Source organism: Pseudomonas sp. W17, assembly GCF_040268305.1.
Taxonomy (GTDB): domain Bacteria; phylum Pseudomonadota; class Gammaproteobacteria; order Pseudomonadales; family Pseudomonadaceae; genus Aquipseudomonas; species Aquipseudomonas protegens.
Genome location: NZ_CP158490.1, coordinates 5,520,344 through 5,534,886 on the forward strand (window position 1 = coordinate 5,520,344; position 14,543 = coordinate 5,534,886).

General features: G+C 64.1%; 12 protein-coding genes. 1 reads left to right on the forward strand and 11 read right to left on the reverse strand.

The features are described from left to right. The first annotated feature begins 270 nt into the window (after positions 1-270). A complete protein-coding gene (locus ABCR88_RS25265) occupies positions 271-1,131 on the forward strand; it encodes a MurR/RpiR family transcriptional regulator (RefSeq protein ID WP_169892262.1) in 861 nt (286 codons plus the stop codon). Positions 1,132-1,162: 31 nt separating this feature from the next. Here ABCR88_RS25265 and ABCR88_RS25270 read toward each other — a convergent pair whose 3' ends face one another. From ABCR88_RS25270 to edd, 11 genes are all read right to left on the reverse strand, one after another. Further along, on the reverse strand, positions 1,163-2,017 hold the full coding sequence (locus ABCR88_RS25270; RefSeq protein WP_019094568.1) for a D-hexose-6-phosphate mutarotase: 855 nt from the start codon (positions 2,015-2,017) through the stop codon (positions 1,163-1,165). A gap of 132 nt (positions 2,018-2,149) precedes the next feature. After that, complete coding sequence (locus ABCR88_RS25275) at positions 2,150-3,499, reverse strand: carbohydrate porin (protein ID WP_350023119.1); 1,350 nt, start codon at positions 3,497-3,499, stop codon at positions 2,150-2,152. Positions 3,500-3,587: 88 nt separating this feature from the next. Beyond that, positions 3,588-4,748 carry an ABC transporter ATP-binding protein gene (locus ABCR88_RS25280; protein ID WP_350023120.1) on the reverse strand — a complete coding sequence of 387 codons (1,161 nt, stop codon included), beginning with the start codon at positions 4,746-4,748 and terminating at the stop codon, positions 3,588-3,590. A 3-nt stretch (positions 4,749-4,751) separates the two neighbouring features. Then, positions 4,752-5,597, reverse strand: coding sequence for a carbohydrate ABC transporter permease (locus tag ABCR88_RS25285; protein WP_011062869.1), 846 nt, complete (start codon positions 5,595-5,597; stop codon positions 4,752-4,754). Beyond that, complete coding sequence (locus ABCR88_RS25290) at positions 5,590-6,498, reverse strand: sugar ABC transporter permease (protein ID WP_011062870.1); 909 nt, start codon at positions 6,496-6,498, stop codon at positions 5,590-5,592. The genes ABCR88_RS25285 and ABCR88_RS25290 overlap by 8 nt, the downstream gene beginning before the upstream one ends. A 120-nt stretch (positions 6,499-6,618) precedes the next feature. Next, positions 6,619-7,911 carry an ABC transporter substrate-binding protein gene (locus ABCR88_RS25295; RefSeq protein ID WP_011062871.1) on the reverse strand — a complete coding sequence of 431 codons (1,293 nt, stop codon included), beginning with the start codon at positions 7,909-7,911 and terminating at the stop codon, positions 6,619-6,621. Positions 7,912-8,027: 116 nt separating this feature from the next. Beyond that, a complete protein-coding gene (locus ABCR88_RS25300) occupies positions 8,028-9,287 on the reverse strand; it encodes an AGE family epimerase/isomerase (protein WP_350403655.1) in 1,260 nt (419 codons plus the stop codon). A 205-nt stretch (positions 9,288-9,492) separates the two neighbouring features. Further along, entirely contained in the window at positions 9,493-10,962 is a 1,470-nt protein-coding gene (locus ABCR88_RS25305) for an ATP-binding protein (protein WP_350403656.1), read from the reverse strand. Then, on the reverse strand, positions 10,952-11,683 hold the full coding sequence (locus ABCR88_RS25310) for a response regulator transcription factor (protein ID WP_015636744.1): 732 nt from the start codon (positions 11,681-11,683) through the stop codon (positions 10,952-10,954). The genes ABCR88_RS25305 and ABCR88_RS25310 overlap by 11 nt, the downstream gene beginning before the upstream one ends. A gap of 69 nt (positions 11,684-11,752) precedes the next feature. Further along, positions 11,753-12,709 (reverse strand): glucokinase, encoded by a 957-nt coding sequence (locus ABCR88_RS25315; protein WP_011062875.1) that lies wholly within the window; start codon positions 12,707-12,709, stop codon positions 11,753-11,755. After that, a complete protein-coding gene (edd, locus tag ABCR88_RS25320; RefSeq protein WP_011062876.1) occupies positions 12,706-14,532 on the reverse strand; it encodes a phosphogluconate dehydratase in 1,827 nt (608 codons plus the stop codon). The genes ABCR88_RS25315 and edd overlap by 4 nt, the downstream gene beginning before the upstream one ends. Positions 14,533-14,543 lie beyond the last annotated feature (11 nt).

Here is a 14,543-nt window from a genome sequence, read left to right on the forward strand (position 1 = left end):
TCAAGGCATCACTCAAGGAAAAATGTAGTAATAAACACAACATTTTTACAAAATACAGATTCCAGGTGGTGGTCGATCCGGGCCATCAGTAGGATAGGCCACCTCTCAACTTCGCATTGCAGGCGCGCCAGCGACCCGGTGCGCAGCGCAATCGCAGCAAGCTCAAAAGGCCTGCACCGACAATCCGTCGGCGCGCCTTGCTCGATTGACCGCTTCCCGGCCCTGCCCGCAGCGCCTGTCTAGCCGATCTAGGAAACCTTAATGGACCGAGTGCGAAACCTTCTGGAGCAGATCCAGAACCGTCTTGAAGAACTGAACAAGGCGGAACGTAAAGTCGCCGAAGTCATCCTGCTCAACCCGCAGCAGGCGACTCGCTTCAGCATCGCCGCCCTGGCCCAGGCTGCCTCGGTCAGCGAACCGACGGTCAATCGCTTCTGCCGCTCCTTTGGCGTCAGCGGCTACCCGGAACTCAAGCTGCAACTGGCCCAGAGCCTGGCCAGCGGTGCGGCCTATGTCAGCCGTGCCGTGGAGGCCGACGACAACCCAGAAGCCTACACGCAAAAGATTTTCGGCAGCGCCATCGCCTCCCTGGACAGCGCCTGCCAGGCCCTGGACCCGAACCTGATCAGCAAGGCCGTGGACTTGTTGATCCAGGCTCGGCAGATCCACTTCTTCGGTCTCGGCGCCTCGGCCCCGGTGGCCCTGGACGCCCAGCACAAGTTCTTCCGCTTCAACCTCGCCGTCACCGCCCACGCCGATGTGCTGATGCAACGGATGATCGCGTCGGTGGCTCATACCGGCGAATTGTTCGTGATCATTTCCTACACCGGCCGCACCCGCGAACTGGTGGAAGTGGCGCGTATCGCCCGGGAAAACGGCGCCTCGGTGCTGGGGCTGACCGCAGAAAACTCGCCACTGGCCAAGGCCAGCACCTTGAGCCTGAACATCCCGTTACCGGAAGACACCGACATCTACATGCCGATGACCTCGCGGATCATCCAGCTCACCGTGCTCGACGTGCTGGCCACCGGCATGACCCTGCGCCGCGGCGTGGATTTCCAGCCGCACCTGCGCAAGATCAAGGAAAGCCTCAACGCCAGCCGCTACCCGGTGGGCGACGAGTTCAACTGAAGCCGGGGCGGTTCGCCGGCCAGCCGGCTCCCTACCCCGCAGCGCGCGCCTGCAAGCTCAGGTGCGCTTGCTCCCCGGGCGCCAGGCGCAGGCTGTCGGTGCCCCCCACAGCCGCTTCGACACAGACGAACCGCGACACCTCATTCCAGCTCACCCCCAGCAGCGGCCGGGTGCCGGGGTGCCAGACCACGGTGTCGGCATGGTCCCCGGTATCGATGCACAGTTCGCGCTGCCAGGCGTGATCCTTGAGCTGCAACTCACCCTCGTGCTGGAATACCCGCTGGCAACCGCCCTCGACCCGCAACTCGCCCTGCTGCTGGCAGACCTGACGGTTCAACTGGTCATAACCCTGAGCGCCATCGAGTCCAGACAGCGCTATCTCGCCGACATCACCAATACGCCAGTAGGCGTGCAGAGCCTGGCTCAACTGGCAGGGTTCGGTGTCCTGGTGCTCGGTGCTCAGGCGCAGGTCCATGCTCTGCCCCAGGTGCGCATGCAGGTCGACCTTCCAGTCGCACAACTGCAATTGCCAGTGCAGGCGCACGCCCTCTTCATCACTGCTGCTGTCCAGCAGCTTCCAGTCCAGCAGCCGCGCCCAGCCATGGGAAGGCCAGGCATTTTCGCTGGGATGGCGCCCATACCAGGGCCAGCACACCGGCACTCCGCCACGGATCGCCCCCACCTGCGGCCACTTCGCCGCACACCACAGCCAGGGCTTTTGTCCGGCCGGCTGGAAGTGCAGCAACTGGGCACCCTGACGACTGAACACGGCCTGGCACAGCGGGTGATCGATCACCAGCACGTCACGCAGTTGATAACGCTCCCAGGCAAACACCGGGCGCTCGCGCAAGGATCTGAAAAAGCGTTGTAGCGGATGCTCATGCATGGGCCGCAGTCCTGAAAATCAATGCTGTCTCGCTACTCATGAAGGGGGGGGGGCGCCGGCCCGAAAAAAAAAGCGGACGGCCCAGGCCATCCGCAAAATGCGCACAGAGAGAAGGAGCTTATCGCAACGGCCTTAGAACACCGACTGAATTTTCAGGCCGGCCACCAGCGCGTTGTCGACTTCATCCACACCACCCGGGTGGGTGACGTATTGCAGGTTGGGGCGCACGGTCAGCCAGTTGGTGACATGGAAGCCATAGTTGATCTCGTAGTTGTATTCGGTGTCGCGTAGCGGCATGTACAGCGGGTTGTCGTAGTTGCTGATGCCGTTGTCCTCGTTGATCAGCTGGGCGTTCTTGCGCACATCGTCGTTGACGTGGATCCGAGCAAAACCGATGCCGACGTCATCTTTGGGACGCGCATCGAACGGCCCCTTGTACACGAACATCAGCGACTGGTAGTTGTCGACGACGTTGGTGTCCTTGTCGTGGAAGGTGGCGTTGGCGGCGATGTTCAAACCCCGGGAAGCATCACCGTTGTGGGTGGTGAGTTGCTGCTGCCCGACGAACCAGTAGCCGTGCTTGCTGTTGTGCACGCGATAGGCGTCGCCGGTGTCCGCGGCATCCTGACCATTGACGTCCTTGCGCACATCATTGGCATCGGCCGTGCTCTTGTAGTAACCGACGCGGTACTCGCCCGGCAGGCTGTTGAGCTTGGGCGACCAGACCAGTTCCACCGGCAATACGGTGCCCTTGGTGCCGCTGCCGCTGAGCTTGAAGCCGTTGCCGTGCTCCAGTTGCGACGGGTTCTGGTTGTAGGCGCCGATCTGCGCATACAGCTCGGGAGTGATGTGGTACTTGATGCGCAGCGCCGCCTGGCTGACCGGCCAGTTGTACCAGATGCCGGTGGCCCAGTTGCCCACCTGGGAGCCGCAGAACGCCAGGTTCTGGAAGTCGCAGGGGAAGGTGTTGAAGTCTTCGCCTTCGCCGAAGTAGCCGGCCTTGACGTCCAGCTTGCCGTCGAGGAACTGGTGCTGAACCCACAACTGGGTCAAGCGGACCATGTGCCCCCGGCCATAGACCTCTTGGGAGGAGCTCAAGGTGCCGGCACGCGGGTCGCCAATGCGGTCGTTGGAGATGTTCTGGCCGTTACGGTTGGTCAGCTGGATCTTGGCCTGGGTGTTGTCCCAACCCAGCAGCTTCTGCAGGTCGAACGCCACGCCCAGGCCGAACTGGTCGCTGTAGCGCCCGGTCTTGTCGTCGTTGTAACCGCCATGCAGGTTGGCGCCCATTTCACCGACGTAGTCGGCCTTGATGTCGATCCCCTGCTCGATCAGCTTGGTGCGCTCGCCGCCCCAGTCGCCGGTCATCCATTTCGAATCGGCGCTGAACGCCTCATCGGCCATGGCATTGCCGGACAGAACCAGGGCCGCCACCGCCGACAACTGGCAGAGCAATCGGGTGTTGCTGTGTTGCTTTTTCATCCCTACATCCTCGTCTTTATTGTTATTAACGATTTATCCAACGCGGTTTACAGCAGTGGCGACGGATGACAGGCCATCCGTCACGGATTCAGCGGCTCTTGAACTGCGCCACATTGCCGCCCCGGGCCTCTGTCACCGGAGCCCCGGCGGCGCCCAGGCGTTCGCCGCTCTGGGCGTCGAACAACAGCACCCGGGCCGGATCGAACTGCAGTGTCAGGGTTTCCCCGGCCTCGGGGGCCTGGTCCGGTGCCAGGCGGCAGCAGACCTTGGTGCCATTGAGCGTGACGAACACCAGGGTGTCGGGGCCGGTGGGCTCGATCACCTGGACCTCGGCACGAATGGTCGGCAGGCCGTTGGCCTCGCCCGTGGCCAGGGCGATCTGTTCCGGGCGGATGCCGAGGATCACCTCACGGTCTTCCAGCCCAGCATCCTGGGGCCCCAGAGGCAGCTCGCAACGGGCCTGGCCACTGTCCAGCAGGGCCAGCAGGCGGCCGTCCTTGCGTTGCAGGCGCAGGGGGATGAAGTTCATCGGCGGCGAACCGATGAAGCTGGCCACGAACAGGTTGGCCGGGTCGTTGTAGATCTGCTTCGGGGTGCCGAACTGCTGGATGATCCCGTCCTTCATCACCGCCACCTTGTCGCCCAGGGTCATGGCTTCGATCTGATCGTGGGTGACGTAGACCGTGGTGGTCTTCAGGCGCTGGTGCATCAGTTTCATTTCGGTGCGCATCTCGACCCGCAGCTTGGCGTCGAGGTTGGACAGCGGCTCGTCGAACAGGTAGATCTTCGGCCGTCGCGCCAGCGCCCGGCCCATGGCCACCCGTTGCTGCTGGCCACCGGAGAGCTGGCCCGGCTTGCGGGTGAGCAGGTGCTCGATCTGCAGCAGCTTAGCCACCCGTGCCACTTCCGCGTCGATCTCGGCGGCGGGCATCTTGCGGATCTTCAGGCCGAAGGCGATGTTGTCGCGCACGCTCATGGTCGGGTACAGCGCGTAGGACTGGAACACCATGGCGATGTCACGATCCTTGGGGCTCATGCCGCTGATGTCGGCGTCGTCCACCAGGATCGCCCCGCCACTGATGTTCTCAAGGCCCGCGATGCAGTTCATCAGGGTGGATTTGCCGCAGCCGGATGGGCCGACGAGGATCAGGAATTCACCGTCATCGATCTTCAGCTCGATGTTCTTCAGGGTGTCCGGCAGGCCGGCACCGTAGGTCTTGTTGACGTTGCGTAATTCGAGAGTTGCCATGCCTTACCCCTTGACCGCGCCGGACGTCAGCCCGCGCAGGAAATACTTGCCGGCGAAGATGTAGACCAGCAGTGTCGGCAGCCCGGCGATCATCGCCGCTGCCATATCAACGTTGTATTCCTTGGCCCCGGTGCTGGTGTTGACCAGGTTGTTCAGGGCCACGGTGATCGGTTGCGCGTCGCCACTGGCGAACACCACGCCGAAGAGGAAATCGTTCCAGATCTGGGTGAACTGCCAGATCAGGCAGACCATGATGATCGGCACCGACATCGGCAGCAGGATCTTGCCGAAGATGGTGAAGAACCCGGCACCGTCCAGGCGCGCAGCCTTGACCAGCGCATCCGGCACGCTCACGTAGTAGTTGCGGAAGAACAAAGTGGTGAAGGCCAGCCCGTAGACCACGTGCACCAGCACCAGGCCGGTGGTGGTGTTGGCCAGGCCGAACTTGCCCAGGGTGAACGAAGCCGGCAGCAGCACCGTCTGGAACGGCAGGAAGCAGCCGAACAGCAGCAGGCCGAAGAACAGCTGGGAGCCGCGAAAGCGCCACATCGACAGCACGTAGCCGTTCATTGCACCGATGAAGGTGGAGATCAGCACCGCCGGCACGGTGATCTTCACCGAGTTCCAGAAGTAGCCACCGACAGTGTCCCAGGCCTTGATCCAGCCGATGCCGTCCACCACCTGTGGCCAACTCAAAAGGTTGCCGGTGCGGATATCCTCCGGGGTCTTGAAGCTGGTGAGCAGCATCACCACCAGCGGTATCAGGTACACCGCCGCCGCCAGCAGCAGAGTGGCGTAGATGGCGATCCGGCTGAAGTTCAGGGTCGGTTTGCCAAGGGAGTCAGTCATGGCGCTTGCCCCGCAGTTCGGAATACAGGTACGGCACAAGGATGGTCAGCACGGCGCCCAGCATCAGCATGGCGCTGGCCGAACCTATGCCCATCTGGCCGCGGCTGAAGGTGAAGGAATACATGAACATCGCCGGCAGGTCGGAGGAATAGCCCGGCCCGCCCGCAGTCATCGCCGCCACCAGGTCGAAGCTCTTGATGGCGATGTGGGCGAGGATCATGAAGGCACTGAAGAACACCGGCCGCAGGCTCGGCAGGACAATCTTCAGGTAGATGGTCGGCAGGCTAGCGCCGTCCACCTGGGCGGCGCGGATGATCGACTGGTCGACACCCCGCAGGCCGGCGAGGAACATCGCCATGACAAAGCCCGAGGCCTGCCACACCGCGGCGATCACCAGGCAGTACACCACCCGGTCCTGATCCACCAGCCAGTCCAGGCGAAAGCCTTCCCAGCCCCAGTCGCGAAGCATCTTGTCCAGGCCCAGGCCGGGGTTGAGCAACCACTTCCAGGCGGTACCGGTGACGATCATCGACAGCGCCATGGGGTACAGGTACACGGTGCGGATAAAGCCTTCCTTGCGGATGCGCTGGTCCAGCAGCACCGCGAGGAACACTCCCAGCACCAGGCTGATGGCAATGAACATGCCGCCGAAGACCGCGAGGTTCTTGCTCGCCACCCACCAGCGGTCGTTGTCCATCAAGCGCAGGTATTGCTGCAGGCCGACCCACTTGTAGCTCGGCATGAAGCTGGAATTGGTAAAGGACAGAATGAACGTCCAGATGATGTAGCCGTAGAAACCCACCAGCACGATCACCATGCTCGGTGCCAGCACCAGCTTGGGTAGCCAGCGCTGCAATGCATCTAACGGTGAGGCTTTGCTGAAAACCGCCACAGAGCTCATCGGAATAACCCAGTCAGGAGTGAATCCGGGCTGCACACCGTCGCTGCATGGGCCGGGGCACAGGCAGGGCGGCGACAGTCACGGGTGAGCCGCCGGCGTACCGGCGGCAGGGTTCAAGGATTACTGCGCGGCCTTGACCGCCGAAGCCAGCTGCGCACTGGCCTTGGCCGGGTCCGCATCCTTGTCGTTCATGAAGTTGGTCACCACGTCGAAGATCGCGCCCTGCACCGCCAGGGAAGTGGCCATGTTGTGCGCCATGCTCGGCTGCAGGCCGCCGGTCTTCTCGTCTGCCAGGAAGTCCTTGGCCGACGCCTGGGCGCAGGAGTCGAAGCCCTCGGCGCTCATGTCGTTGAGCATGTCGGTACGCACCGGGATCGAACCCTTGTTGATGCTGAAGACTTTCTGGAAGTCCTTGCCCAGGGCGACCTTGGCCAGGTCCTGCTGGGCAGCGATATCGCCCTTGCGGTCGGCCTTGAGCTTGAACACCGCCAGGGAGTCGATGTTGTAGGTGAAGGCCTTGTCGGTACCCGGGAACGGTACGCACTGGTAGTCCTTGCCGGCGACCTTCTTGGCCGCGGTCCACTCGCTCTTGGCCCAGTCGCCCATCATCTGCATGCCGGCCTTGCCGCCGATCACGTCGGCTGCGGCAATGTTCCAGTCACGCCCGGCACGGTTGGGGTCCATGTAGCCGGTGATTTTCTTCAGCTCGGTGAAGGCCTTGGCCATTTCCGGGCCGGAGAGGGTTTTCTGGTCCAGGTCCACCAGGGCTTTCTTGTAGCCCTCCGGGCCCATCACCGAGAGCACCACGTCTTCGAACACGGTGCTGTCCTGCCACGGCTGGCCACCGTGGGCCAGGGCGATGAAGCCGGCGGCCTTGAGCTTGTCGCCGGCGGCATAGAATTCTTCGAGGGTGGTCGGGGCCTTGTCGATCCCGGCTTTCTTGAACACGGCAGGGTTGATCCACAGCCAGTTGACCCGGTGGATGTTCACCGGCACCGCCACGTAGTCACCTTCGTACTTGACGGTATTGGCCACCTTGGGCGACAGCAGGCCGTCCCAGTTCTCGGCCTTGGCCACGTCCTTGAGGGTATCGGTGCTGAGCAGGCCGGTGCTGCCCCATTCCTGGATGTCCGGCCCCTTGATCTGCGCCACACCCGGCGGGTTGCCGGCCACGGCGCGGCTTTTGAGCACGGTCATGGCAGTGGAGCCGCCACCGCCGGCCACGGCGCCGTCCTTCCAGGTGAAACCGTCTTTTTCCACTTGGGCCTTGAGCACATCGACGGCGGCTTTTTCACCACCCGAAGTCCACCAGTGGACGACTTCCACGGAACCTTTGGAGTCGGCGGCGAGGGCACTCAGGGGAAACAGAGAGGCAAGGGAAATGACAGTGGCGAGGCGAGAAATCGCATTCATTTGAAGTACCTTTCTTGTTGTTATGCATGCAAGTCTGGTGCTTGCGCTGCAAACGAGTCTAAACAGCCTAGTCGATCATTCGAGTAACGAAGCGATGGGGAAATGTCACCACATGGTTACACAAGGCCCGGAACAGACACCTGGGCCAATGCCGAAGCCATGCTCGGGGCCAACGGCAGGCGCGGGATCAGCACCGCCTGCCAGGCGTGATAGAGGTCCGGCTTGCCGCCCCAGATCCGGGCTGACGGCTGGTTGTCCGGGCCCAGTTCGTGGTGCCAGCTACCGTGCCTGCGGTCGATGAAATGGGCCTCGCAGAACTCCCAGAAACAGCGGTACCAGGCCTCGTACTGGGCCTGGCCGGTGCGTTTGAGCAAGGCGCTGGCGGCGGCGCTGGCCTCGGCGTGGGTCCAGTGCAGGCGCTCGCGCACCACTGGCTGGTGCTCCCAGTCCAGGGTGTAGACCATGCCCGGGGCGCCATCGACGCTCCAGCCATGGCGGCAGTTGCTTTCGAACAGCTTCTGCGCGTCCTGCACCAGCCAGCCGGGGGTCAGCATGCCAGCCTTCACCCGCGAAGCCTCCAGGTGCAGCAACAGCCGCGCCCATTCGAAGCCGTGTCCCGGGGTGGTGCCAAAGGGCCGGAAACCGTCGGCGGGAAAGGCCCGGTTGTAGTCACGAAGTGGTTGCCAGGCAAGGTCGAAATGCTCGATCACCATGAAGTCGTTGGCCGCCGCCTGAGTGTGGATCACCCGTTCGACGATCCGCAGGGCGCGGGTCAGCCAGCGCGTGTCCTGGGTGACATCGGCCAGGGCCAGGAACGCCTCGGTGGCGTGCATGTTGCTGTTGGCACCACGATAGGCTTCTGGCTCACTCCAGTCGCAGTTGAAAGACTCGCGCAGCGCGCCCTCCTCCTCGCTCCAGAAATGCCGGTCGATGATGGCGATGGCCTCCTCCAGCAAACGCTCGGCGCCGGGACGTTGGGCCACCACCGCGGAGCTGGCCGCCAGAGCGACAAAGGCATGCAGGTAGGCGGCCTTGGTGCTGTTGCCGTCGGCCTGCCCGGCCACGGCGAACCAGCCGCCGTGCTCGGCATCACGCAAGGGCCCGCCGAGGGCGGCGATGCCGTGGTCCACCAGAGCGGCATAACCCGGCAGGCCCTGGATATGAGCCATGGCGAAGCTGTGGATCATGCGCGCGGTGTTCATGGTTTCGGCCTGGGCGCCGCTGGGCAGGCGGCCCTGTTCATCGAGGTTGCCAAAGCCCGCGGGGAGCCGTGAGGCCTTGGCAAAATCCAGCAGGCGCAGGCCTTCGGCGGCGAGCCAGGCCTGATGTGCAGGGGCATTCAGCCAACTGCTGAATGGCAGGGAGAGAGCGTCCATGGGTGACCTGTTGTTGTTTTTATCGAAGGCTTGAGTCTAATCAAGCCGGCTGCGACCGCAGGTAACGAAGGACCAGCGCAATGTCACCAAACCGTGACATTACACTCCCCCATAGGAGCCGGCTTGCCGGCGAAGAGGCCCTTGAGCCCTGTGGTGCCCTTGAGGGCGCCTCCTCCACACGCCAGCGCTTACAACGGCCGGCAGGTCAGTCGAAGGTCCGGGGCAGGTACAGGGTTACGCGCAGGCCGCCTTCGCGCAGGTTCTGCAGGCTGACTTCGCCGCCATGGCTGTGGGCAATGTTGCGGGCAATCCCCAGGCCCAGGCCGTAGCCCTGCTGCTGGCCAGCAAGACGGAAGTGCGGTTCGAAGACTTGCTCCAGGCGCTGCTCCGGTACGCCGGGGCCTTCGTCGTCGACATGCAGGACAAAGCCGCTGTCGTCGTCTTCGATGTGCAGGTGAGCGTTCTGTCCGTACTTCAGGGCATTGTCGATCAGGTTGCCCATGCAGCGCTTGAGCGCCAGGGGCTTGCCCGGGTAGCTGGCCAGGGCCCGGCCCTGTTGGGTCACGCGGCCATTGCCGTTGGGTGCCAGATAAGGCTCTACCAGGCAGTCGAGTACCTGATTGAGGTCCACCGGTTCGATGTTCTCGTGGATGTCGGTGTCCTTGACGCACTGCAGCGCGCCCTTGACCAGCAACTCCAGTTCATCCAGGTCGCGCCCGAACTTGGCCTGCAGTTGCTCGTCCTCCAGCAATTCCACCCGCAGGCGCAAGCGGGTGATAGGGGTGCGCAGGTCATGGGAGATGGCGCTGAACAGCTGGCTGCGCTCGGTCAGGTAGCGGCTGATGCGCTCGCGCATGCTGTTGAAGGCCCGCCCCACCTCCACCACTTCACTGCCGCCGCCCTCCGCTACCGGCTCGACGTCGGCCCCCAGGGACATGTCCCGCGCAGCCCGGGCCAGGCGCTTGAGGGGCCGGCTCTGCCAATGCACCAACAGGCCGATGAACAACAGCAGAAAACCGCTGGTGAGCAGGATGAACCACACCTGCTGCGCCGGCAGGCCTTGTTCTTCCAGGCTGGTGTAGGGCTCGGGCAACAGCGAGGCGATGTACAGCCACTCTCCCGGCGCCATCTGAATCTGGGTCACCAGCACCGGCGGGTTCACCGGTTCCAGGGTCAGGGCGTAATGGGCCCAGGAGCGCGGCAATTCGTCGAGCTTGAGGCCGCCATTGAAGATCCGCAGGTCATCGGGGCTGACGAAGGTCACGGAGATATCCGCGTCATTGCCCAGGGACTGGCGCAACACCTGCTCCACGGCTTGCAACACCGCTTCTTTGCGCGGGGTGGCGGGCAGCACCTGCATGCCCAGGGGCTTGTCGTTCAGGGTCACGACAAACCGCGTACCGCCCATGCTGCGCAACTGGTCCAGCACCAGGGGCCGGTACGCCACCGGCAACGAACGCAGGTAACTGACGCTGGCGGTCATCGAATGGGCCAGGCTGCGGGCGCTGGTCACCAGCCCTTCGAGCTGGGTGGCGCGCAGTTGGGAAACCCAGATCACGCTGGACAGCGCCTGGGCGAACAGCACCGCCAGCAGGGTCAACAGCAGCATGCGCCCCAGCAGGGAACGGGGCACCGGCAGGCGCCGCAGCACTTTGCGCAATACCTCAGTGGCCATTGCCGGCAACCACATTGGCTGCCAATTGATAGCCGCTGCCGCGCACGGTGCGAATCAGCCGCGGCGGCTTTTCGGTGTCACGCAGACGCTGGCGCAGGCGGCTCACCGCCATGTCGACGATGCGATCCAGGGGCATCAGGTCACGCCCGCGGGTGGCATTGCCGATGGTGTCGCGATCGAGGATTTCCTGGGGATGGTCGAGAAACAGCTTGAGCAGAGCGAAGTCGGCGCCGGAAAGAATCACCTCCTCGCCATCGTTGTGGAACAGCCGGTGGCTGATCACATCCAGGCGCCATTCGTCGAAGCACAGCACCTCGCCGACAACCCGCTCCTGGGTGAACTGCACCCGCCGCAGCAGGGCCTTGATCCGCGCCTGCAGCTCCCGAGGGCTGAAAGGCTTGCCCAGGTAGTCGTCGGCGCCCAGCTCCAGGCCGATGACCCGGTCGGCCTCGTCGGAGCTGGCGGTCAGCATGATGATCGGCACCTGGCTGCGCTTGGGATGCTGGCGGATCCAGCGGCACAGGCTGAAGCCATCTTCGTCCGGCAGCATCACATCGAGGATCACCAGGTCGCTGGGCGCCTCGTTGAGGGCCAGGCGAAAGCCGGCCCCGTCGGCGGTGCTGCGCACCTGGAAGCCGCAGCGGCTGAGATAGGTTTCCAGCAGCTCGCGAATTTCCTGATCGTCGTCAACCAACAAAATCGACTTACTGACTGAACTCACCGGGGCCGTCCTTATTGTTAGGCAGGGTGCGCGATTATGCCTGATGCCGGGTCGCCTGCCAGGGCGGCTTCAGCCCTGGGCCTGCTCCAGGGCCACGCCGGCACCGGTGAGCCCGGAATAGGGCGCGGTCACCAGCCACACCGGGATGCCCTTGAAGTAATCGCTCATGCAGCCCTTGTCGGCAAAGCTCTTGGCAAAGCCGCTGTGGATGAAGAAATCGGCAAAGCGCGGAATCACCCCACCGACGATGTACACCCCGCCACGCCCCCCGGTGGTCAGCACGTTGTTGCCCGCCACCCGGCCCAGCCAGCAGCTGAACTGCTCCAGCACTTCCCGGGCGATCGGGTCGCCGGCCAGGCCGGCCGCGGTGATGGCCTCCGGAGTCTCGAGCCGCGGCTCATGGCCGTCCACCGCGCAGATCGCCCGGTACACCCGGGGCAGGCCGCCACCGCTCAAGGCAGTCTCGGCGCTGACATGGCCGATCTCGTCGTGAATGTGCTGCCAGAGCTGGGTTTCCCGCGCACTGCTCAAGGGCAGGTCGACATGCCCGCCCTCTCCCGGCAAGGCCATGTAACGACCGTCGCCGAAGTTCAGCAGGGTGCCCACCCCGAGGCCCGTGCCCGGGCCGATTACCACGGCCGGGCGCAAGGGTTCGGCAACGCCTTCGCAGACCACGCGAAATTCATCCGGCTGCAGGCGGGTCATGCCCAGGGCCATGGCCGAGAAGTCGTTGACCAACAGCAGTTGGTCCACCTGCAACGCCTGGCAGAAAGCCTGGCGGCTCAGGCGCCAGTGATTGTTGGTGAAGCGAAACTCATCGCCGCTGACCGGGCCGGCCACCGACAGGCACACCGAACCTATGGCACCCAGGGCCAGCCCCTGGTCCCGCAGGTAGGCCTTGATGGCGTCTTCCGGGCAGCTGTAGTCCGCGGTGGCGTGGACTTCGATCGCCTCCAGTTGTTGGTCTTTCCACAACGCGAAGCGCGCGTTGGTGCCACCGATATCACCGACAAGGGCCAGTTTCACTTGAGCGTCTCCAGGGCAGAGGTAAAGGCGCTGGCGCCCTGCTCTGCCGAGCTGAAGGCCATGCGCATGAAGGCGAAGAGTTCGCGGCCGGTGCCAACGTTGTTGCCCAGCAGGCCCTTGGCCGGCTCCCGGGCGGCGAATTCTGCGGCGTCTACCTTAAGCTCCAGGGTGCCCTTGACGCCATCCACGCGGATGATATCGCCGTCCAGCACCCGGGCCAGCGCGCCCCCCACCTGGGCTTCGGGGCTGACATGGATCGCTGCCGGAATCTTGCCCGAAGCGCCGGACATGCGCCCGTCGGTGACCAGCGCCACCTTGAAGCCACGGTCCTGCAGCACCCCGAGGAAGGGGGTCATCTTGTGCAGCTCGGGCATGCCGTTGGAGCGCGGGCCCTGGAAGCGCATCACCGCGACGAAGTCCTTCTCCAGCAAGCCGGCCTTGAAGGCATCGGCCAGGTCCTGCTGGTCCTGGAACACCACGGCCGGGGCCTCGACGATCTGGTGCTCCGGGGCCACGGCGGAAACCTTCATCACGCCGCGACCGAGGTTGCCTTCCATGACCCGCAAGCCGCCCTCCGCAGAGAACGCCCTGGCCACCGGGCGCAGGATGTTTTCGTCCAGGCTTTCGATCGGGCCGTCGCGCCACACCAGCTTGCCGTTGTCCAGGAAAGGTTCCTGGGTATAGCGGCTCAGGCCGCGGCCGGCCACGGTATTGACGTCTTCGTGGAGCAGGCCGGCTTCCAGCAGCTCGCGGATCAGGAACGACATGCCGCCCGCCGCCTGGAAGTGGTTGATATCGGCCTTGCCGTTTGGATAGACGTGGGACAGGGTCGGCACCACCTCGGAGAGGTCGGCCATGTCCTGCCAGGTCAGCTGGATGCCCGCCGCCTGGGCGATGGCCGGCATGTGCAGGGTGTGGTTGGTGGAGCCGCCCGTGGCGTGCAGGGCAACGATGGAGTTGACCAGCACGCGCTCGTCGACGATCTCGCCAATCGGCATGAAGGCCCCGCTCTGCTTGGTCAGGCGCGTGACCTGCTGCGCCGCCTCATGGGTCAGGGCATCGCGCAGCGGCGTATTGGGATTGACGAAAGAGGCGCCCGGCAGGTGCAGGCCCATCACTTCCATCAGCAACTGGTTGGTGTTGGCGGTGCCGTAGAAGGTGCAGGTGCCGGGGCTGTGGTAGGACTTCATTTCCGACTCCAGCAGTTCCTCGCGGCTGGCCTTGCCTTCGGCGTAACGCTGGCGCACGTCGGCTTTCTGCTTGTTGGAAATGCCCGAGACCATGGGCCCGCCCGGAACGAAGATGGTCGGCAGGTGACCGAAGCGCAGGGCGCCCATCATCAACCCCGGGACAATCTTGTCGCAGATCCCCAGCATCAGCGCGGCATCGAACATGTTGTGAGAGAGGGCCACCGCCGTAGACAGGGCGATCACTTCACGGCTCGGCAGGCTCAGTTCCATGCCGGCCTCGCCCTGGGTCACGCCATCGCACATGGCCGGGGTGCCGCCGGCGAACTGGCCCACCGAGCCGATCTCGCGCAGGGCGCGCTTGATCTGCTCGGGGAACACCTCGTAAGGCTGGTGCGCCGACAACATGTCGTTATATGACGAAACAATTGCCACGTTGGCCGCATTCATCATCCGCAGGTTGTGCTTGTCGTCGGTGCCGCAACCGGCCACGCCGTGGGCGAAGTTCGCACATTGCAGCTTGCCCCGCTGCGGGCCATCGCTGGCGGCATCGCGGATCAGCGCGAGATAGGCCTGGCGAGTGGCGCGACTACGGGCGATAAGCCGTTCGGTGACCTCAAGAACGCGGGGATGCATGTGTAGAACTC